Genomic DNA, 20,942 nt, shown 5'->3' with positions numbered 1-20,942 from the left:
CGACGGCGCTGCCGATCCACGGAAGGCCGATTCCATCAGGACCGATTTCACCGGGCTGATTCAATCGGGGCCGATTCAATCAAGGCCGATCCAATCAAGCCCGATCCAATCGAAGGTGTACAGGTAGCCATGGGATTCTCGACCCTCTTCATTCGCCGACCGATCGCCACCTCGCTGCTGATGGTGGCCGTGCTGCTGCTCGGCATCCTGGGTTTCCGCCAGCTGCCGGTATCGGCGCTGCCGGAAATCGAGGCGCCCAGCCTGGTGGTGACGACCCAGTACCCGGGGGCCAGCGCCACCACCATGGCGACCCTGGTCACCACGCCGCTGGAACGCAACCTGGGGCAGATCTCCGGGCTGAACATGATGAGCTCGGACTCCTCGGCCGGGCTGTCCACCATCGTGCTGCAGTTCGCGATGGACCGGGACATCGACATCGCGGCGCAGGACGTGCAGGCGGCGATCAACCAGGCCAAGGGCACCTTGCCGGGCAACCTGCCGTACCCGCCGGTGTACAACCGGGTCAATCCGGCGGATGCGCCGATCCTCACCCTGGCGCTGCAGTCGGACAGCCGGCCGCTGCGCGACGTCAACGACCTGGCCGACTCGATCCTGGCGCAGAAGCTGTCGCAGGTGCAGGGCGTGGGCCTGGTCTCGATCGCCGGCAACGTGCGTCCGGCCGTGCGCGTGCAGGTCAACCCGGCGCAGCTGGCCAACCTCGGCCTGACCATGGAGGACGTGCGCTCGGCGCTGACCCAGGCCAACGTCAACGCGCCCAAGGGCACGCTGAACGGCAAGACGCAGAGCTACTCGATCGGCACCAACGACCAGCTGTCCGATGCCAGCGAGTACAAGAACACCATCATCAGCTACAAGAACAATGCGCCGGTGCGGCTGGCCGACGTGGCCAGGGTCGTCGACGGCGTCGAGAACGACCAGCTCGCCGCATGGGCCAACGGCAAGCCGGCGGTGCTGCTGGACATCCGTCGCCAGCCGGGCGCCAACATCGTGCAGACGGTGGAGCAGATCCGCCGGGTGCTGCCGGAGCTGCGCAGCGCGCTGCCGGCCGACGTGCACCTGGACGTGTTCGCGGACCGCACCGTGACGATCCGCGCCTCGGTGCACGACGTCGAGTTCACCCTGATCCTCACCGTGTTCCTGGTGGTCGGCGTGATCTTCGTGTTCCTGCGCCGGCTGTGGGCCACGGTGATCCCGTCGGTGGCGGTGCCGCTGTCGCTGCTGGGCACGTTCGGGGTGATGTCCTTCACCGGCATGTCGCTGGACAACCTGTCGCTGATGGCGCTGACCGTGGCCACCGGTTTCGTGGTCGACGATGCGATCGTGATGATCGAGAACATCGTGCGCTACATCGAGCAGGGCAAGGACGGCAAGGAGGCGGCCGAGATCGGCGCGAAGGAGATCGGCTTCACCGTGCTGTCGCTGACCGTGTCGCTGGTGGCGGTGTTCCTGCCGCTGCTGCTGATGCCCGGCGTCACCGGCCGGCTGTTCCACGAATTCGCCTGGGTGCTGACGATCGCGGTGAGCATCTCGATGCTGGTCTCGCTGACCCTGACCCCGATGATGTGCGCCTACCTGCTCAGGCCCGACCAGCTGCCCGAAGGCGACGACGCGCACGAGCGCCACGCCGCGGCCGGCAAGCGGACGGTGTGGTCGCGCACGGTCGATCTGTACGCGCGCACGCTGGACGTGGTGCTCGATCACCAGCGCCTGACCGTGCTGGTGGCCGGCGCGGCCGTGGTGCTGACGGTGTTCCTGTACATCGCCATTCCCAAGGGCCTGCTGCCGGAGCAGGACACCGGCCTGATCACCGGCGTGGTGCAGGCCGACGACAACATCGCGTTCCCGCAGATGGAGCAGCGCACCCGCGCCGTCGCCGAAGCGCTGCGCGCGGATCCCGCGGTGGCCGGGGTGGCGGCCTTCATCGGCGCCGGCACGATCAACCCCACGCTCAACCAGGGCCAGCTCAGCATCGTGCTGAAGGACCGCGGCGACCGCGATGGCCTGGACAAGCTGCTGCCGCGGCTGCAGCGCACGGTGGCGAGCATCCCGGGCGTGGCGCTGTACCTGAAGCCGGTGCAGGACGTGACGCTGGACAGCACCGTCTCGGCGACCGAATACCAGTACGCGATGTCCGAGGTGAACTCGGCCGAGCTGGCCGGGTACGCCGACCGGATGACCCAGGCGATGCGCCAGCGGCCGGAGCTGGCCGATGTCGACAACAACCTCGCCGACAGCGGCAACGCGCTGAAGCTGAGCATCGATCGCGAGAAGGCCAGCCGCATGGGCGTGCCGGTGCAGAGCATCGACGACACCCTGTACGACGCGTTCGGCCAGCGCCAGATCTCGACCATCTTCACCCAGCTGAACCAGTACCGGGTGGTGCTGGAGGTGGCGCCGGAGTTCCGTTCCAGCGACGACCTGCTGAACAAGCTGACCGTGCGCGGCAACGGCTCGGGCGCGCTGACCGGCAGCAATGCGACCAGCTTCGGCCAGGTGCAGTCGAGCAACTCGGCCACGCCGACCGGCATCGGCAGCACCGGCAACATCGGCATCGCGCTGGGCGGCGGCGGCACCATCCCGCTGTCCTCGCTGGCCAGTGCCACGCTGACCAGCGCGCCGCTGGTGATCAGCCACCAGCAGCAGCTGCCGGCGGTGACGCTGTCGTTCAACGTGGCGCCGGGCTATTCGCTGTCCGATGCGGTGTCGGCGATCCACCAGATCGAGGCGCAGCAGAATTTCCCGCCGCAGGTGCGCGGCGAGTTCGTCGGCAAGGCGGCCGAGTTCACCTCCTCGCTGGGCGACGAGGTGTTGCTGCTGCTGGCCGCGATCGTGGTGATCTACATCGTGCTGGGCGTGCTGTACGAGAGCTACATCCATCCGCTGACGATCATCTCCACCCTGCCGCCGGCCGGTGTCGGCGCGCTGCTGGCACTGATCATCTGCGGCATGAGCCTGTCGGTGGACGGCATCGTCGGCATCGTGCTGCTGATCGGCATCGTGAAGAAGAACGCGATCATGATGATCGACTTCGCGATCGAGGCGCGGCGCACCGGGCTGAGCGCGCGCGACGCGATCCGCCGTGCCTGCCTGCTGCGCTTCCGCCCGATCATGATGACCACGGCGGCGGCGATGCTGGGTGCGTTGCCGCTGGCGCTGGGCAGCGGCATCGGCTCCGAGCTGCGCCGTCCGCTGGGCGTGTCGATCGTCGGCGGCCTGCTGCTGTCGCAGCTGGTCACGCTGTACACCACGCCGGTGATCTATCTGTACATGGAGCGTTTCTCCGAATGGCTGGCGGCGCGGCGCGAACAGCGCGCCCTGCGGGTGGCGAACCAGAGCGTGGCGTGATCTCGCCGGCGGGGTGGCGCCCGAGCCCGGCGGCGCGGGCGGATCAACCGTTTTGGCGCTGATGCGTTGAGGGTGGGATGATCCGTCCCCAGTCCCTGCGGCACGCCGCCTGCCTTCCGGTTCCCCCCGATCGATGAATATCTCCGGCCCGTTCGTCCGCCGCCCGATCGGCACCTCGTTGCTGGCGATCGGGTTGCTGGTAGCCGGTGCGATCAGCTACTTCCTGCTCGGCGTGGCGGCGCTGCCGAACATGCAGTTCCCGGCGATCTTCGTGCAGGCCAGCCAGGCCGGCGCCGATGCCGGCACCATGGCCTCGACCGTCGCCGCTCCGCTGGAGCGCCACCTGGGCCAGGTGCCGGGCATCAGCATGATGCGTTCGCACAGTTCCGAGGGCCGCACCTTCGTCTTCATGCTGTTCGACACCGGCACCGACCTGAGCTCCTCCGCGCGCGACGTGCAGGCGGCGATCAACGCCGCCGTGCCGGATCTGCCCAGCGGCCTCAACGGCGCGCCGAGCTACCAGAAGGCGAACCCGAACGACGACCCGGTCATCGCGTTCGCGCTGACCTCCGACACGCAGTCGGCGGGCGACCTCTACAACGTGGCCGATTCGCTGCTGGCGCAACGGCTGCGCCAGCTGCCGGGCGTGTCCTCGGTGGAGATCGCCGGCGCGGCGACCCCGGCGATCCGGGTCGACGTGAACCTGCGTGCATTGAATGCCATGGGCATCTCGCCGGACGAGCTGCGCAACGCGCTGACCGCGGCCAACGTGACCTCGCCGGAAGGCTTCCTTACCGACGGCAGGACCCGCATGTCGGTGGATGCCACCACCGCGCTGCACACGGCCGCGGAATTCGCCCAGCTGGTGATCGCCGGCCACAACGGCACGCCGGTGCGGCTGTCCGACGTGGCGCACGTCTACCCCGGGACCGAGGATGCGTACCAGGCGGCCTGGTTCCGCGGCAAGCCGGCGGTGCTGATGTACGTCTACAAGAAGGCCGACGCCAACATCATCGCCACGGTGGACCGGGTCAGGGCGCAGCTGCCGGAGCTGCGCGACTTCCTGCAGCCGGGCACCGAGCTGACCCCGTTCTTCGACGGCACGCCGACCATCCGCGCCTCGCTGCACGAGGTGCAGGCCACCCTGCTGATTTCGCTGGCGATGGTGATCCTGACCATGGCGCTGTTCCTGCGCCGGCTCGCGCCGACCCTGATCGCCGCGGTGGCCGTGCCGCTGTCGCTGGCCGGCGCATTCGTGGTGATGTACATCCTCGGCTACACCCTGAACAACCTCACCCTGCTGGCGCTGGTGATCGCGATCGGCTTCGTGGTGGACGACGCGATCGTGGTGATCGAGAACATCATCCGGCACATCGACGACGGCATGACGCGGATGCAGGCGACCCTGGCCGGCGCCAGGGAAATCGGTTTCACCATCGTCTCGATCACCGCCTCGCTGATCGCGGTATTCATCCCGCTGCTGTTCGCCGGCGGCATCACCGGCATGTTCATGCACGAGTTCGCGGTCACCCTGGTGGCGGCGATCGTGGTCTCGGCGGCGGTGTCGCTGACCCTGACCCCGGCGCTGTGCGGGCGCTTCCTCAGCGGCCATCGCGGGCGCGGCCCGCGGCTGGAAAAACCGCCGTCGAAACTCGCCGTGGCACTGGACGGTTTCCATGCCGGCATGCTGCGCGTGTATCGGCGCGCGCTGGATTTCTCGCTGCGCCATGCGCTGCTGTTCGCGTTGACGCCGCTGGCACTGATCGTCGCCACGTTCTATCTGTTCACGGTGGTCAAGACCGGCCTGTTTCCGCAGCAGGACACCGGCCTGATCTGGGGCCGCGCCAGTTCCAGCGCCACGGTCTCGTTCGCCGAGAGCAAGCAGCGCCTGCAGCGGCTGACCGCGATGCTGCTGGCCGATCCGGACGTGGCCACCGTGGGCTCGCGCCTGGGCAGCAGCCGGCAAGGCACCAGCGGCGCGTTCAACATCGATCTGAAGACCCGCGCCCAGGGCCGCCGGGACGACACCTTCGCGGTGCTGGCGCGGCTGAGCGCCAAGGCCGCCAAGTACCCCGACCTCAACCTGCGCCTGCGCCCGGTGCAGGACCTGCCCAGCGGCGGCGGTGGCGGTACCAGCCAGGGCGCGCAATACCAGATCTCGCTGCAGGGCAACGACCTCGCCATATTGCAGCTTTGGTTGCCGAAGCTGGTCACCGAGTTGAAGAAGAACCCCATGCTGCGCGACGTCGGCAGCGACATCGACGAGGCCGGGTTGCGCCAGAACATCGTGATCGACCGTGACAAGGCGGCCCGGCTCGGCGTCTCCGTGGGCGCGGTCGACGGCGCGCTGTACGACGCCTTCGGCCAGCGCCAGGTCTCGACGATCTACTCGGACATCAACCAGTACAAGGTGGTGGTCAACGCGCTGCCCTCGCAGACCGCCACGCCGGACGCGCTCAATCGCATCTACGTGAAGTCGAGCAAGGGTCCGATGATCCCGATCGCCGCCTTCACCCGCCAGGAATCCGGCCTGGCGCCATCGGAGATCACCCACGAGAACCAGTACACCACGATGGACCTGAGCTTCAATCTGGCGCCCGGCGTGAGCATGGGCCAGGCGCTGCAGGTCATCCAGTCCACCGCCAGCAATATGCGCATGCCCGGCGACATCAAGCTCAACGTGGGCGCCGATTTCCGTCGCTTCCAGCAATCGCAGAGCGGCATGCTGTGGCTGGTGCTGGCGGCGGTGCTCACCGTCTACATCGTGCTCGGCATGCTGTACGAGAACCTGATCCATCCGGTCACGATCCTGTCGACCCTGCCGGCCGCCGGCGTCGGCGCGCTGCTGGCGTTGTGGCTGACCGGCACCGAGCTGTCGGTGGTGGCACAGATCGCGCTGGTGCTGCTGATCGGCATCGTCAAGAAGAACGCGATCATGATGATCGACTTCGCCCTGGTCGCCCAGCGCGAGCACGGCCGGAGCCCGCTCGAGGCGGTGCGCGACGCCTGCCTCGTGCGCTTCCGCCCGATCATGATGACCACGATGGTGGCGATCCTGGCTGCCCTGCCGATCGCGATCGGCCTGGGCGAAGGTTCCGAGCTGCGTCGCCCGCTCGGCATCGCGCTGATCGGCGGCCTGCTGATCTCGCAGAGCCTGACCCTGCTCAGCACCCCCGCGCTGTACGTGATCTTTTCGTGCCTGGCCGAGCGACGCAAGGCGTGGAGTGCGCGGCGGCGCCAGCGCAAGATCCTGCTGCTCGGGAGCGGCGCCGGCTGACCCGGCGACCTCATGGCCGGGAGGGCGCGCGCGGGGAAGCGTGGCGCTAGCTGAATGGTCCCGAACGACACTCACAAGGCGTTAACCGGGGGGTGGCTATCACTGCTCCACGAGACGGAGATGCGTTCGTTGGGAAATCCCGCCAGCGAGTCGTATGCGTTTCCGCCATCCATTCACCGGTCCTGATCGGATCAAGCCCGGCCGGAGGTTGCAGATTCCGGCCAAGACCTGAAGCAGGAGAAAACTTCATGAAGACGACTAGCCAACCCCTGATACTTGCCGCCTCGCTCGCTGCCGTGCTGGCACTCAGCGCCTGTGGCAAGAAAGAAGAATCGACCTCGACGACGCCGGCCTCGCCGCCACCGAGCGCGACGGTGATGGCACCCGCACCGGCGGCGACCGCCGCGATGGCGATGAGCGGCGAAACGGCCCCGGTCAGCTTCAACGCACTGGAACTGGGCTCGACCGTCGATGCCAACAACCGCATCCTGGCCAGCGGCACCAGCTTCGCACCGAAGGACACCGTCTACGCCTCGGTCGAGACCGGCGGCAGCGGCAACGCCACGCTGGCGGCGAAATGGAGCTACCAGGACGGTACGGTCGTGCACGAGGACAGCAAGGTGCTCGACGCGAAGGGTCCGCAGACCACGGCTTTCATGATCAGCAAGCCGAGCGGTTTTGCGGCCGGCAATTACAAGGTCGAGATCACGTTGAACGGCAACGAAGTGGCCAGCAAGGATTTCACGATCAAGTAAGTTCGTTGCGGTGATGCCCGAGGCAGCCGGGACGCGACGCGGTCGCGCCCCGGCTGTCGCCGCTCACAGCGGCGCGAACAGCTCGGCCAGGTCGGTCTCGTCGAAGCGCAACTGCGTGGTCGCCCCGCCGCCCTCCAGCACGGCACGCGCCAGTTCGGCCTTGCGTGACTGCATCGCCTGGATCTTCTGCTCCACCGTGCCGGCGCAGATCAGTCGATAGACGAACACCGGCTTGTCCTGGCCGATGCGATGGGCGCGGTCGGTGGCCTGCGCCTCGGCGGCCAGATTCCACCACGGGTCGTAATGGATCACGGTATCGGCAGCGGTGAGGTTGAGGCCGACTCCGCCGGCTTTCAGGCTGATCAGGAAGACTGGCACCTTGCCGGCCTGGAAGCGTGCGACCAGCGCGCTGCGCTGCTGCGCCGGGGTCTGCCCGGTGAGTGTCTGGAAGGCGATCCCGCGCTGCTCCAGCGCCGCCTCGATCAGCCCCAGCATCTCGGTGAACTGCGAGAACAGCAAGACCCGGCGACCTTCGTCGAGCAGGCCGTCGAGCAGCTCGAGCAGGGCGTCGAGCTTCGCGCTGGCGGTGATCTTCCGGGCACTGTCCAGCTTGACCAGGCGCGGGTCGCAGCAGGCCTGGCGCAGTTTCAGCAACGCGTCCAGCACGATGATGCCGGACTGCGCCAGACCGCGATCCCTGACCGCCTGCTGCACCCGTTCGTGCTGGGCCAGGCGCAATGTTTCGTACAGCGCGCGCTGGTCGCCCTCCAGTTCCAGCGTGCGCACGATCTCGGTCTTGGCGGGCAGGTCGGTGAGCACGTCGTCCTTGCGCCGGCGCAGCAGCAGCGGGCCGATGCGGCGGTTCAGGCGCTGCTGGCGATCGGTGTCGGCGTGCTTCTCGATCGGCGTGCGATAGAGTTTGGTGAATTCGCGCTGGCTGCCCAGCAGGCCGGGCTCCACCGCGTCGAACTGCGCCCACAGTTCGCCCAGATGATTTTCCAGCGGCGTGCCGGTCATCGCCAGTCGCCGTGTGGCGGGGATCTCGCGCACCACCCGGGCCGCCTGGCTGTTGGCATTCTTGATCGCCTGCGCCTCGTCCAGCACCAGCAGCGCGAAGCGCTGCCCGAGCAGTTGCTCGCGATCGCGCGGCAGCAGCGGGTAGGTGGTGATGACCAGGTCGTGCGCGGCGATCTCGTCGTAGCGGTCGGCGCGCGCGGCGCCGTGGATCACCAGCACCCGCAGCGCCGGGGCGAAGCGCGCGGCCTCGCTCTGCCAGTTGCCGACCAGGCTGGTCGGCGCGACCACCAGCGCCGGCTGTTCGAGCCGGCCGCGCTGTTTCTCGCCCAGGATGTGTGCCAGCACCTGCACGGTCTTGCCCAGGCCCATGTCGTCGGCGAGGATGCCGCCGAGGCCGGCCGCACCGAGCGCATCCAGCCAGGCCAGGCCGTCGCGCTGGTACGGCCGCAGCGTGGCGAGGAAACCCGGTGGCGCATCGGCACTGCGTTGCGCTGTCTGCAGGGCCCGCAGATGCGCGCGCAGCAGCTCGCCGCCGCGCCAGTGCAGGTGTTCGTCCAGCGCCGCGAGCACCGGGGCCTGACTGCGGTGCAGGCGCAGCTCGCCTTCGCCCTCGAGCCATTCCAGCAGAGGTTCGATCAGCGTGCGCAGGCGGCTCAGCGGTATCTCGGTGCTGCGCTGTCCATCCAGCAGCACGCGCCAGCTGGCATTGCGGCTTTCGCCCTTCAGCGGTTGTCGCGGAAAGCCGGGGTCGGCCAGCAGGCGGCGCAGCACCGGCAGCAGGTCGATCCGTTCGCCGCCGACATCCACGCCCAGCGAGACCTCGAACCACTGGTTGCCGCTGACCTGCAGTTCGGCGTGCCAGTCGTCGATCTCGACCAGTTCGTCGCGCGGAAAGTCGGCGGCGTAGTCGATCCGGAAGCCGGCCTCGACCAGTCGATCGAGTACCGGCCGCCACTCGCCGGGCGGCAGCGGTGGCTGGCGTTCGTGCGGCTGCAGCAGGAAGTCGTTGTCGTCCAGCGTGTGGCGGCGAATGCCCTGTTCCCAGGCATAGATGCCGGCCTCGACCATGCCCAGACGCTCCAGCTGTTCGCCGGCGGCGCTTTCGGCGAGCGGGTCGCGCACGATCTCCAGCACCTGGCCCTGGTGCAGGACCCGGGCCACCTCAGCCGGGGCGTCATCGGCGGCGGGCGGCAGCAGGTGGCCGGCGTAGTCGTAGGACAGCCGGCCGCAACCCAGGGCGGTGGCGATGCGCCGGCCGGTACGCGCGGCGATCGCCAGCTCGATCGCGTGCAGCTGCAGCACGGCGGTCGGACGGGCGTGGATGACCTGTACCGGTCCGCGCGGCTCGGGCAGCGGGATCGGCCAGTCGGGCTCGCGCTGCTGCAGTTGCTGGCGCACGGCGTCGACCTGCTCGGGCGGCAGCGGCGGTGCGTCGGCCATGCCGTCGAGCCATCGCGGGTCGCCATCGACGCGACCGTAGATCTGCCGCGTCGGCAGCACGTACCACAGGCCGGCGCCGCGCAGCAGCCGCGCCGGCTCGTCCGCGTCGAGCGTGCCGACCAGTCGCTGGCTGCCGTCGGGCAGGCTGTCCCAGCGCAGCTGCAGGGGCAGGGTCGAGCCGCGCTGCAGCGGCGCCGCGCCGCGTTCGAAATAGACCGGGTACCGCGCCAGCACGGTTTCCAGCGCCTGTTCCTGATGGATGGCGTGGATGGCCGTCCAGTGCTGGCCGGCGAGCCTGACTGTCTGATCGTGCAGCAGCACGGCCAGCGCGCTGCCGACTTCCGCCGGCCAGCCGCCGGCCGGGGCCGGCACCGGCCCGGCGTGGCGGTCCAGCTGCAGCCGCCGCGGCTCGACCAGCGCGGCGCGACTGGTCTTGCCGGGGCGCAGCCAGGCCGGGTTGGCCAGCAGCCGCTCACCGGATTCGCTGCCGCGCAGCAGGAGCCCGAACCGGCGATCATCGCGGGCCGTGAGTATCGCCCCGACGGGCCGGGCGTCGAGTCGGTGCAGCCATTGCGTCCACGGCGGCGCGGGCTGGCCGGGGACCGTGCCGGCGGACTGCCGTGCGCTACGCGACGACGAGCCGGCGGGCTTCGGTGCCAGTCCGGCACCGGGCCAGGAAGGCGGCGGCAGGTTCGCGGCGATCAGCAGCATCGCGCCGGCATGCTTGCATTTCGCGCTCACCGGGCAACTGCAGTCACTGCTCAGGAGCAGGCCCTCACCCTGCGCGCGCAGCCCGATGCGGCAGCGATAGGGCAGCTTCGCACTGCCGCGGACGATGCCATTCAGGACGCAGGCATCGTCATCCTCACTCCCGACAAATTGCAGCGAGGTCACCCGCTGCCGCCGCGCATAGTCGGTGGCCCGTTGCAGGCTGCGTTCGTCGAAATTCGATGCCCAGCTCGCATCTTGCAGAAGCTGGTGCAGGCGCTCAGGAATCATGGGCAGTCGGGGAAGAGCAGAAGCAGGGCAATCCCCATTCTCGCATGCCGCCGCTGCACGGCTGCGGCGGCGTCTGCGGCTGCCGGCGGGATGTCCGCCGCCGTGCCCGATTGGTCAAGCGGAGCGATTCCGGCGAAAATGGCTGGCTTGCCTTTTCCCTGGCTCAACGCCATGTCCATGGCCACGACCTTTTCGCTGGAGACTTTCATGACTGCATCCAAGCTCACCCCGCCCGCCGACGGCAGCAAGATCACCATCACCGACGGCAAGCTCCACGTGCCGGCCAACCCGATCGTGCCGTTCATCGAAGGCGACGGCATCGGTCCGGATATCTGGCGCGCCTCGGTGCGCGTGCTCGATGCTGCCGTGGCCAAGGCCTATGGCGGCGAGCGAAAGATTCACTGGATGGAGATCCTGGCGGGCGAGAAGGCATTCAACGAGACCGGCAGCTGGCTGCCCGACGAAACCGTGCAGGCCTGCCGCGATTACCTGGTCTCGATCAAGGGCCCGCTGACCACGCCGGTCGGTGGCGGCATCCGTTCGCTCAACGTGGCGCTGCGCCAGCAGCTCGACCTGTACACCTGCCTGCGCCCGGTGCGCTGGTTCAAGGGCGTGCCCTCGCCGGTGAAGAAGCCGGAGGACGTCGACATGGTGATCTTCCGCGAGAACTGCGAGGACATCTACGCCGGTATCGAATTCGCCGAAGGCACGCCGGAGGCGACGAAGTTCATGGCGTTGCTGCAGGAGCATTTCCCCGATCGCTTCAAGAAGATCCGTTTCCCGGAAACCTCGGGCATCGGCATCAAGCCGGTCTCGCGGGAAGGCACCGAGCGGCTGGTGCGCGCCGCGTTCAAGTACGCGATCGACAACGATCGCCGTTCGGTGACCCTGGTGCACAAGGGCAACATCATGAAGTTCACCGAGGGCGCGTTCCGCGACTGGGGCTATGGGCTGGCGCAGAACGAATTCGGCGCGGTCGATCTGGACGGCGGTCCGTGGATGACCTTCAAGAACCCGAAGACCGGCAAGGAGATCGTGGTCAAGGACGTGATCGCCGATGCATTCCTGCAGCAGATCATGACCCGGGCGAAGGAATACGACGTGGTCGCCACGCTGAACTTGAACGGTGACTACATCTCCGACGCGCTGGCCGCCGAAGTGGGCGGCATCGGCATCGCGCCGGGCGGCAACATCAACTACGTCACCGGTCACGCCGTGTTCGAGGCGACCCATGGCACCGCGCCGAAGTACGCCGGCATGGACAAGGTCAACCCGGGCTCGGTGATCCTCTCCGGCGAGTTGCTGCTGCGCCACCTGGGCTGGAACGAGGCGGCCGACGCGATCATCGGCGCGATGGACAAGGTGATCGCGGCGAAGACGGTGACCTACGACTTCGCCCGCATGATGGACGGCGCGAAGGAAGTGAAGTGCTCGGAGTTCGGCGATGCGCTGATCGCGGCGATGTAACCGGCGGGTCCGGTTCCCGATGAAACGGCCCGCCCTGGCGGGCCGTTTCGTTTGCCGCACGGGAAGCTTCGCGGCGCTGTCGGCGGACGCTTCAGTGGATACGGAACCGATCGCCGGCAAGCCGGCTGTCGATGTAGTGGTCGAGGCCGCCGACGCGGGGCGTGGGCGGTGGGTTCACGATCTCGGCGGTGATTGCCGGGCGGAGGCTGCGGGGCGTGGGTTGCACGCCGTCGGTGCCGGCCGCCAGGGTGGGTTTCGTCGATGACATGATCAGGAATGGAAGGGTGAAGAGCAGCATGGTCGTGGCCCTCGTGTTCATCCCGCTACCGGGTGACGACTACGGTACGACCGGCGTAGGCTGCCAAAAAGCGACATGTTTGCAAGCCTGCCTTGAGGCGGATTCAATATGGGACGACTGCCTTTCAGTGCCCTGCAGGGATTCGTGCTGGCAGCCCATGCGGGCAATCTGACGCAGGCGGCGGCGCAGCTCAACCTCAGTGTCAGCGCGCTCAGTCACCAGATCCGCGGTCTCGAGGAACGTCTCGACCGGCGCCTGTTCGTGCGCGGGCCGCGCGGTGTCGACCTGACGCCGGACGGCGCGCACCTGCTCCAGCTGGTGGGCCCGCAGTTCGATGCGATCGATCGCGCGCTGCGGCAGTTCAGCACGCCGCAGTCGGACGTGCTGACCCTCAGCGTGATGCCCTCGGTGGCCTCCAGCTGGCTGCTGCCGAGGTTGCCGACATTCGTGGCGCAGTACCCGCAGCTGCAGCTCAACCTGCAGTCGAGTGCCCAGCTGGTCGATTTCGAGCGCGAGCCGGTCGACGCGGCGATGCGCTTCGGTCCGGGCGAGTGGGCCGGGCTGCGCGCCGAACACCTGTTCGACGACTGGCTGACCCCGATCGCCAGCCCCGGACTGATCGCCCGGCTCGGCCGCCCGACGCTGGCGAAGCTGTCGCAGTGGCCGCTGTTGCGCGATCCGGAGAATGTGTGGGCGAAGTGGTTCCGCACCTTCGGCGGCACGCCGCCCGCGCGCTACGTGGCCTACTTCGACGACACCGAGACGCTGCATCGCGCCGCGATCGAGGGCATCGGCGTCGCGCTCGGCCGGTTGACCATGGCGCGACCGCTGGTCGACAGCGGGCAACTGGTGTTGCTGAGCACCCGCCGGCTGCGCGCCGAGTTCGCCCACTATCTGGTGTACCCGCCGCGGACCGAGGCGCACCCCGCGCTGCTCGCGTTCCGTGGCTGGCTGCTGGAGGAGGCGCGCCGTTACAGTCGCGAGCGGGAGTGCGCGTCAGCGCGCGGGCAGAGTCGTCGGGGCGGCTGAGTGCGGGGGCGTCGCCAGGTGGTCGCGGTGGTCAGCGTCGGGCCTGCGTGGCCATGCGCAGCGCCAATCCGGCAAGCACGGTGCCCATCAGCCAGCGCTGCACCCGCAGCCACGAAGGCCGGTCGGCGAAGAAGCTGGCGATCGAGCCGGCCAGCAGCACGATCAGTGCATTGACCGAGAGGCTGATCGCCATCTGGGTGGTGCCCAGCGTCACCGATTGCATCAGCACGCTGCCGCGGCCCGGGCTGATGAATTGCGGCAGCAGCGAGAGATAGAGCATCGCTGCCTTGGGATTGAGCAGGTTGGTCAGGAAGCCCATCGCAAACAGCTTGTGCGGACGGTCGCGGTCGAGCTGGCGCAGCTGGAACGGCGAATGGCCGTTGGGCCGGACGGCCTGCCAGGCGAGATAGAGCAGGTAGAGCGCACCGCCCAGGCGTAACGCGTCGTAGGCCAGCGGTACGGTGAACAGCAGCGCCGTGATGCCAAGCGCGGCGCTGAACATGTACAGGACGAAGGCCAGCGCCACGCCACCGAGCGAAATCAGGCCGGCCGCGCGCCCCTGGCAGATGGACCGGGAGATCAGGTACAGCATGTTCGGGCCGGGGGTCAGCACGAGACCCAGCGAGATGAAGCTGAAGGCGAGCAGTTTGGAGGATTCAGGCATGGGGCAATCCTGGGAAGGGGGGTGGCAGATGCCCAGGCGCGCGGCTCGTACGGCGTTCGCGATCCCCGATGGTGACCATCCGAAGCGCCAGTAGCGCGAACCGGTCGATTATCCCACCGGCGGCGGGACCTGCAAACGTTCCGCGTGAGGACGTCGCGGCGCCCTTGTACCCGCTAGACTTGCCGGCATGGAGGTCGGCGCCATCACCACTGTGTCCGTGGACCCGCAGGCCGTTGCCGCCGCGGCGCTGCTGGTCGATGCGTTCGCCGACTACAACGCGCGTTTCGCCGACATCACCCGGCGTGCGCGCCGGCGCTTCGAACGGCGTGACTGGCGCCAGGCCGGGGTGGATGCGCGGGCGCGGATCGATCTGTACGGCATCTGCATCCGCGAGACCCAGGGGCGCCTGGATGTGCTGCTGGACGATCGGCTGCGCTCGCGTGCGCTGTGGATCGCGCTGCGCCAGGCCTACGAACAGCAGGTCGCCGCGCTGGCCGATCGCGAGTTGTACAAGACCTGGTTCAACTCGCTCTCGCGACGGCATTTCCACACGCGCGGGGTGGCGCCGGAGCTGGAGTTCGTGGTACTGGATCGCGAGCCCTATACCGAGGGCAGCGACGCGGCCGCGCATCAGTGCTACCGGGCCGACGGCGACCTGACGGTGCTGTGCGACCGCCTGCTGGCCGATGCCGGCTTCGCCTACGCCGACCGCGCCGGCTGTGCGGCGCGACTGGCATCGACGCTCACGGCGCGACTGCCGGGGATGGGCGTGCTGGCGATCGAGGCGATCGACATCCTGCAGGCGGTGTTCTATCGCGAGCGCCGGGCCTACCTGGTCGGCCGCCTGCGCGGCGGTCATCGCCGGCATCCGCTGGTGATCGCGCTGGTGCACGCCGACGACGGCGTGCGGGTGGACGCGCTGCTCACCGCGCGGGCGCAGATCTCGATCCTGTTCGGTTACGCGCGCAGCTACTTCCATGCCGACATCGACAACGTCGGTGCGGTGGTGGCGTTCGTCCGCGCGCTGCTGCCGCACAAGCCGCTGGAGGAGCTGTACACCGTGCTGGGTCGCGCCAAGCAGGGCAAGACCGAGCGCTACCGTCGCGTCTTCGGCCACCTGGCGATCCATGCGGAGGAGCGGCTGGTGCCTGCCGACGGCCAGCGCGGCATGGTGATGGCGGTGTTCACCCTGCGCGACCTGCCGGTGGTGTTCAAGCTGATCCGCGACCGCTTCGCCGCGCCGAAGGACACCACGCGCGGCGAGGTGGAGGCGAAGTACCGGCTGGTGTTCCGCCATGATCGCGCGGGCCGGCTGGTGGATACCCAGGAGTTCCGCCAGCTGCGTTTTCCGCTGCGCCAGATCGATCCGCTGCTGCGCGACGAATTGCTGACCGAATGTGCCGACACGGTGAGCGTGGAAGGCGACGAGCTGGTGATCGCGCATTGCTACGTCGAGCACCGGCTGCGGCCGATGGACCTGTATGTGCGCGAGGTCGGCGAGGCCGAAGCCTGCCGCGCGATGTGCGACTACGGCCAGGCGATCAAGGATCTGGCCGGCAGCAACATCTTTCCGGGCGACCTGCTGCTGAAGAACTTCGGCATCTCGCGCAATGGCCGGGCGGTGTTCTACGACTACGACGAGCTGTGCCTGCTCGAGGAATGCCGCTTCCGTGCGGTGCCGCCGATGCGCGAGGAGGACGAGACGCGACCGCTGGGCGAGTGGTTGTACGCCGCGCCGGCGGACGTGTTCCCCGAATTGTTCGTCAATTTCCTCGGCGTGCCGCCGCGCCTGCGCGAGGCGTTGTGCGCGGCGCATCCGCAGATCTTCGATCCGCAGTGGTGGTGCGCGATGCAGGCGCGCCTGCGCGCGGGGGAATATGTCGACGTGGCGCCGTATCCGGCCGAGGCCAGGCTGAGCGCCTGAGTCCGGGCCACCTGCGGGTCAGCAACGCCCTGCCACAATGGCCGCTGTCGAGGATGGAGTCACCGGATGCGCCTGCTGCCTGTTGCCCGCTTTTTTGCCGTTCTCCTGTTCGCCGAGGTCGGACTGTCGCCTGCGTTCGCCCAATCGGCGGGTGCGGCGGCGCCGGTCGTGGCCGATCTTCCCGCGGTGGTGGTCAGCGGGGTGCAGCCGGGTCCGGGCCTGTGGAAGGTCAGCAAGGGCGAGCACGTGCTGTGGGTGCTCGGCACGCTGTCGCCGTTGCCGCGCGGCATGCAATGGCGCTCGCACGAGCTGGAGCAGGTGATCGGCCAGTCGCAGCAGGTGTTGCTGGCGCCGTCGGTGAAGTTCAAGGCCGACGTGGGATTCTTCGGCAAGCTGTTCCTGCTGCCCTCGGCCTACAGCGCGCGCAAGAACGATGACGGCGCGACCCTGCAGCAGTTGTTGCCGCCGCCGGTGTATGCGCGCTGGCAGGTGCTCAAGCAGGAGTACATCGGTGCCGATCGCGGCATCGAGCGCTGGCGGCCGATCTTCGCGGCGCAGGAGCTGTACCGCAAGGCGATCAAGGCCAATGGCCTGAGCCGGACCGGTGGCGTCCAGGCCGGCATCGATGCCCTGGCCAAGCGCTATGGCGTGAAGGAAGTGCCGACCAGCTACCAGGTGGTCATCGAAAATCCACGGGCGGCGATCAAGGCATTCAAGCGCTCGGCACCGCGTGACGTCACCTGCTTCATCCGCACGCTGGACAGCATCGAACAGGACATGCCGGCGATGAAGGCGCGCGCCAATGCCTGGGCCACCGGCGATCTGCCGGCGCTGCGCGCGCTGCCCGACAGCGCGCGGCGGGATGCCTGCGTGGCGGCGCTCGCCGACGCCGGGTTTGCGCATACGCTCGGTCTCGACGATGTGCCGGCGAAGCAGCAGGCGGTCTGGCTGGCCGCCGCACGGACGGCCCTGGCGGGCAACGCGCAGACCCTGGCGATCCTGCCGATCGACGAATTGCTGAAAACGGACGGCTACCTGGCCGCGCTGCAGGCCGAGGGCTATCAGGTCGAGGCGCCCGAGTAACCGCCGCTCGCGGATCCGCGCCCGTCCCGCTCAGTCGCTGGCCAGGTCCAGCTGCGCTATCTCGTTGTGGCTGAGTTGCAGCGAGGTGGCACCCAGCAGCTCGTGCAGCTGGGCCACGCTGGTGGCGCTGGCGATCGGGGCGGTGATGCCGGGACGGGCCATCAGCCAGGCCAGCGCGACCTGCGCCGGGCTGGCCCGGTGCGCGGCCGCCACCGAATCCAGTGCGGCCAGGACCTGCCGACCCTGCGGGTTCAGGTACTTCTTCACCGCGCCGCCCCGGGCGCTGCTCCTGGCCAGGTCGGCCTCGCTGCGGTACTTGCCGGTGAGGAAGCCGCTGGCCAGCGCGTAATAACTGATCACGCCCAGGTTCTCGCGCCGGATCAGCGGCTCGAGCTCCTTCTCGTAACCCGTTCGACTGACCAGGTTGTATTCGGGCTGCACGCTCTCGTAGCGCGGCAGGCCGTGCTGTTTCGACACGGCCAGCGCGTCGGCCAGGCGGGCGGCGCTGTAGTTGGACGCGCCGATGACGCGGATCTTGCCCGCCTCGATCAGCCGCCCGAACTCGCCGAGGGTTTCCGCCAACGGCACGCTGGCGTCGTCCTCGTGTGCCTGGTACAGGTCGATGCAGTCCACCTGCAGGCGTTTCAGCGAACCGTCCAGCGCCTGGCGGATATTCGTCGGCGACAGGCCCGGTTGCTCGACCCACTTGGCGACCTTGGTCGAGATCACCACCTGCTCGCGCTTGCCGCTGCGCCTGAGCCACTTGCCGATGATGGTTTCCGACTCGCCGCCGCGATTGCCCGGCACCCAGGCCGAATAGACGTCGGCGGTATCGATCAGGTTGCCGCCGGCGTCGACGAACGCATCGAGCAGCTCGAACGAGCGTTTCTCGTCGACGCTCCAGCCGAACACGTTGCCACCGAAGGCGAGCGGGGCGATCGAAAGCGGCGAGTTGCCGAGTGGACGTGTCTGCATGGCGATACCCCGGGTGGTGAACGGCTACCCGTCCGAGGTGGTTGCGACCCGCGCCGGAATCAAGCGCAGGCGGCGGCGCCCTGTTCTTTTGACGGTGCTTTTGACGGTGCCGGCGGCGATGATCGGGGGGTGGCCTCGGGGGCGGCGGATTCGGGTGCCGCATCGCGACGCCAGGTCAGGTCTTCCTTGCGGACGAGATGGCCATGCAGGAACAGCAGATCCTTCCAGAGCGATGTCATGGGAGCGCCTCCTTCGGAAGCACGTGGTTTGGGGTGCGCTCAAGGTACGCGGGCGCCAGCTCGCCAAAAAGCGATATATTCGCAAGTCAGACTTGAGGAATATTCAAGATGGGAAAGTTGCCGCTGGGACTGTTGCAGCAGTTCGTGCTGGTGGCCCGCGAGGGCAATCTTTCACGCGCCGCGGCGCAGGCGAACCTCACGGTCAGTGCGCTCAGTCACCAGATGCGCCAGCTGGAAGAGCGGCTGGAGCGGCGGCTGTTCGACCGTGGCCCCCGCGGCGTGAAGCTGACGGTGGAAGGCTGCAGCCTGCTCGAAGCGGTCGGCGAGCACGTCGACGGCATCGAGCGGGCGCTGGGCCGGTATCGGGTGCGCCGCGATGAAGAACTCACGATCAGCGCCAGTCCCGGGATCATGTCGAGCTGGCTGGTGCCGCGGCTGCCGCGCCTGGTGGCGGCCCACCCGGAGCTGGAACTCACCCTGCACTCGGGTTCGACGCTGGTCAATTTCGAGCGCGAGCCGGTGGACGCGGGCTTGCGCTATGGCCGCGGCGAATGGGCCGGCCTGCACAGCGAGCGCCTGTTCGGCGAGTGGATCGCGCCGGTGGCAGCGCCCGAGTTGGTCGCCGCGATGGGTGGAGCCGATCCATCCGACCTGGCGCGCTGGCCCTTGCTTGGCGAACCGGCGCCGTCGACCCGCTGGAACGACTGGTTCGAGGGTTTCGGCGGCAGCCGACCGAAGCGCTACGTTGCGCAGTTCGGCAGCCTCGATGCGCTGCGCCATGCGGCGCTGGAAGGTCTCGGAGTGGCGCTGGGGCGGATGGTGACTTCAAAGTCGATGATCGACGCCGGGCGCCTGCAGGTGCTGGGCAATCATTACCTGCGCGTGGAGGAGGCTTATTGGCTGGTGTATCCGTCACGCTCGCAGCAGCATCGCGGCCTGCAACTGTTTCGCGAATGGCTGCTGGACGAGGCGGGCGACTACCGCCAGCAGATGCTGGCGTTCCGGCCCGAAGACACGACCGTGGGATAGCGTGGTTTCGCATCGTGGCCGCACGCGTCATCATCACGGTTCGTTGCAGACCCGCCAGCAGGAGTTGAACCATGAAGTCACGCGCCGCCGTTGCCTGGGAAGCGGGCAAGCCGCTGTCGATCGAACAGGTCGACGTGGCCGGGCCGAAAGCGGGCGAGGTGCTGGTGCGCATCGTGGCGACCGGGGTCTGCCACACCGATGCCTTCACCTTGTCCGGTGCCGATCCGGAGGGCATGTTCCCGGTGATCCTGGGCCATGAAGGTGGCGGCATCGTGGAGGAGCTGGGCGAGGGCGTGACCTCGCTGCAGGTGGGCGACCACGTGATTCCGCTGTACACGCCCGAGTGCGGCGAGTGCGAATACTGCCTGTCCGGCAAGACCAATCTGTGCCAGAAGATCCGCGTGACCCAGGGCAGGGGCCTGATGCCGGATGGCACCTCGCGCTTCTCGATCGGCGGCAAGCCGATCCTGCATTACATGGGCACCAGCACGTTCAGCGAGTACACCGTGCTGCCGGAGATCTCGCTGGCGAAGATCGACAAGGCCGCGCCGCTGGAGAAGGTCTGCCTGCTCGGTTGCGGCATCACCACCGGCATCGGCGCGGTGCTGAATACCGCCAAGGTCGAGCCGGGTGCGTCGGTGGCGGTGTTCGGCATGGGCGGCATCGGCCTGTCGGTGGTGCAGGGTGCGGTGATGGCGAAGGCTGGGCGCATCGTGGTGGTCGACACCAACCCGGCCAAGTTCGAGATGGCCAGGCTGCTGGGCGCCACCGATTTCATCAATCCGAAGGACTACCCGGACACCCCGATCCAGCAGGTGATCGTCGATCTCACCGACGGCGGCGTGGATTACTCGTTCGAGTGCATCGGCAACGTGCACGTGATGCGCGCGGCACTGGAGTGCTGTCACAAGGGCTGGGGCGAATCGATCATCATCGGCGTGGCCGGCGCAGGCCAGGAAATCAGCACGCGGCCGTTCCAGCTGGTCACCGGGCGGGTCTGGCGCGGTTCGGCGTTCGGCGGGGTCAAGGGCCGCTCGCAACTGCCCGGTTATGTGGATCGCTACATGGCCGGCGAGATCAGGATCGACGAGATGATCACCGAGGTGTTGCCGCTGGAGCGGATCAACGAGGCGTTCGAGCTGATGCACGCGGGCAAGGTGATCCGGTCGGTGATCCACTACTGAGAAGGCCGCGGGGTTGCAGCCGGTGACGTATTGCCCTGCGGCAGTTCTGTAGAATGGGCGCACGCTGCCGGCTGCGTCCTGCCGGCGCCACCCGCACGACCGCTTTGGCATGGCGCCGGCGCATCCAGGGCGCTCGGTCGCCTGCGCGGTCAGCTGGACCACGATTTGCCCGACGCTGGAAGAGCGCTTCATCAGG

The 20,942-nt window shown here is 68.3% G+C and carries 15 protein-coding genes and 1 riboswitch; of the genes, 9 read left to right on the top strand and 6 right to left on the bottom strand.

All coding sequences use genetic code 11. The features are described from left to right. The first annotated feature begins 129 nt into the window (after window positions 1–129). The 3 genes from ACFPPA_RS17010 (at window position 130) to ACFPPA_RS17000 (ending at window position 7,398) form a co-directional block, all read left to right on the top strand. The gene (locus ACFPPA_RS17010; RefSeq protein ID WP_377322073.1) at window positions 130–3,366 is read left to right on the top strand and encodes an efflux RND transporter permease subunit; all 3,237 of its coding nucleotides are present in this window, start codon (window positions 130–132) and stop codon (window positions 3,364–3,366) included. 133 nt (window positions 3,367–3,499) lie between these two features. Further along, window positions 3,500–6,643: an efflux RND transporter permease subunit gene (locus ACFPPA_RS17005; protein WP_377322071.1), complete on the top strand. Its 3,144-nt coding sequence runs from the start codon at window positions 3,500–3,502 to the stop codon at window positions 6,641–6,643. Between the two features lie 248 nt (window positions 6,644–6,891). Further along, window positions 6,892–7,398, top strand: a complete 507-nt coding sequence (locus tag ACFPPA_RS17000; protein WP_377322069.1) for a hypothetical protein — start codon at window positions 6,892–6,894, stop codon at window positions 7,396–7,398. A gap of 63 nt (window positions 7,399–7,461) precedes the next feature. Here ACFPPA_RS17000 and ACFPPA_RS16995 read toward each other — a convergent pair whose 3' ends face one another. Both ACFPPA_RS16995 and ACFPPA_RS16990 read right to left on the bottom strand, forming a co-directional pair. Continuing rightward, window positions 7,462–10,854, bottom strand: a complete 3,393-nt coding sequence (locus tag ACFPPA_RS16995) for a DEAD/DEAH box helicase (RefSeq protein WP_377322067.1) — start codon at window positions 10,852–10,854, stop codon at window positions 7,462–7,464. After that, window positions 10,851–11,063: a hypothetical protein gene (locus ACFPPA_RS16990; protein ID WP_377322066.1), complete on the bottom strand. Its 213-nt coding sequence runs from the start codon at window positions 11,061–11,063 to the stop codon at window positions 10,851–10,853. Before ACFPPA_RS16990 ends, ACFPPA_RS16995 begins: the two co-directional genes overlap by 4 nt. Here ACFPPA_RS16990 and icd point away from each other — a divergent pair. Continuing rightward, window positions 11,062–12,321, top strand: a complete 1,260-nt coding sequence (icd, locus tag ACFPPA_RS16985; protein ID WP_377322064.1) for an NADP-dependent isocitrate dehydrogenase — start codon at window positions 11,062–11,064, stop codon at window positions 12,319–12,321. The two genes, ACFPPA_RS16990 and icd, sit on opposite strands and share 2 nt — an antisense overlap. Before the next feature lie 91 nt (window positions 12,322–12,412). Here icd and ACFPPA_RS16980 read toward each other — a convergent pair whose 3' ends face one another. Further along, window positions 12,413–12,619: a hypothetical protein gene (locus ACFPPA_RS16980; RefSeq protein ID WP_377322062.1), complete on the bottom strand. Its 207-nt coding sequence runs from the start codon at window positions 12,617–12,619 to the stop codon at window positions 12,413–12,415. A 108-nt stretch (window positions 12,620–12,727) separates the two neighbouring features. Between ACFPPA_RS16980 and ACFPPA_RS16975 the strand changes: the two genes are divergently transcribed. Then, the gene (locus ACFPPA_RS16975) at window positions 12,728–13,648 is read left to right on the top strand and encodes a LysR substrate-binding domain-containing protein (protein ID WP_377322061.1); all 921 of its coding nucleotides are present in this window, start codon (window positions 12,728–12,730) and stop codon (window positions 13,646–13,648) included. A gap of 31 nt (window positions 13,649–13,679) precedes the next feature. Here the strand turns inward: ACFPPA_RS16975 and ACFPPA_RS16970 are convergent, their stop codons facing one another. Then, entirely contained in the window at window positions 13,680–14,312 is a 633-nt protein-coding gene (locus ACFPPA_RS16970; RefSeq protein WP_377322059.1) for a LysE family translocator, read from the bottom strand. Between the two features lie 23 nt (window positions 14,313–14,335). Continuing rightward, window positions 14,336–14,417, bottom strand: a riboswitch (ZMP/ZTP riboswitch). Window positions 14,418–14,499: 82 nt separating this feature from the next. Here ACFPPA_RS16970 and aceK point away from each other — a divergent pair. Together aceK and ACFPPA_RS16960 are read left to right on the top strand one after the other, a co-directional pair. Further along, on the top strand, window positions 14,500–16,236 hold the full coding sequence (gene aceK / locus ACFPPA_RS16965) for a bifunctional isocitrate dehydrogenase kinase/phosphatase (RefSeq protein ID WP_377322057.1): 1,737 nt from the start codon (window positions 14,500–14,502) through the stop codon (window positions 16,234–16,236). A gap of 66 nt (window positions 16,237–16,302) precedes the next feature. After that, the gene (locus ACFPPA_RS16960) at window positions 16,303–17,319 is read left to right on the top strand and encodes a TraB/GumN family protein (RefSeq protein WP_377322055.1); all 1,017 of its coding nucleotides are present in this window, start codon (window positions 16,303–16,305) and stop codon (window positions 17,317–17,319) included. A 30-nt stretch (window positions 17,320–17,349) separates the two neighbouring features. Here the strand turns inward: ACFPPA_RS16960 and ACFPPA_RS16955 are convergent, their stop codons facing one another. Both ACFPPA_RS16955 and ACFPPA_RS16950 read right to left on the bottom strand, forming a co-directional pair. After that, window positions 17,350–18,294: an aldo/keto reductase gene (locus ACFPPA_RS16955; RefSeq protein WP_377322053.1), complete on the bottom strand. Its 945-nt coding sequence runs from the start codon at window positions 18,292–18,294 to the stop codon at window positions 17,350–17,352. A 59-nt stretch (window positions 18,295–18,353) separates the two neighbouring features. Continuing rightward, window positions 18,354–18,533: a hypothetical protein gene (locus ACFPPA_RS16950; RefSeq protein WP_377322051.1), complete on the bottom strand. Its 180-nt coding sequence runs from the start codon at window positions 18,531–18,533 to the stop codon at window positions 18,354–18,356. A 108-nt stretch (window positions 18,534–18,641) separates the two neighbouring features. Between ACFPPA_RS16950 and ACFPPA_RS16945 the strand changes: the two genes are divergently transcribed. Further along, the gene (locus ACFPPA_RS16945) at window positions 18,642–19,562 is read left to right on the top strand and encodes a LysR substrate-binding domain-containing protein (protein ID WP_377322050.1); all 921 of its coding nucleotides are present in this window, start codon (window positions 18,642–18,644) and stop codon (window positions 19,560–19,562) included. Between the two features lie 71 nt (window positions 19,563–19,633). Continuing rightward, window positions 19,634–20,746 (top strand): S-(hydroxymethyl)glutathione dehydrogenase/class III alcohol dehydrogenase, encoded by a 1,113-nt coding sequence (locus tag ACFPPA_RS16940; RefSeq protein WP_377322048.1) that lies wholly within the window; start codon window positions 19,634–19,636, stop codon window positions 20,744–20,746. Window positions 20,747–20,942 lie beyond the last annotated feature (196 nt).

This window comes from Rhodanobacter ginsengisoli, assembly GCF_042657065.1.
GTDB lineage: Bacteria > Pseudomonadota > Gammaproteobacteria > Xanthomonadales > Rhodanobacteraceae > Rhodanobacter > Rhodanobacter ginsengisoli.
This window is presented reverse-complemented; position numbering and strand designations above follow the sequence as displayed.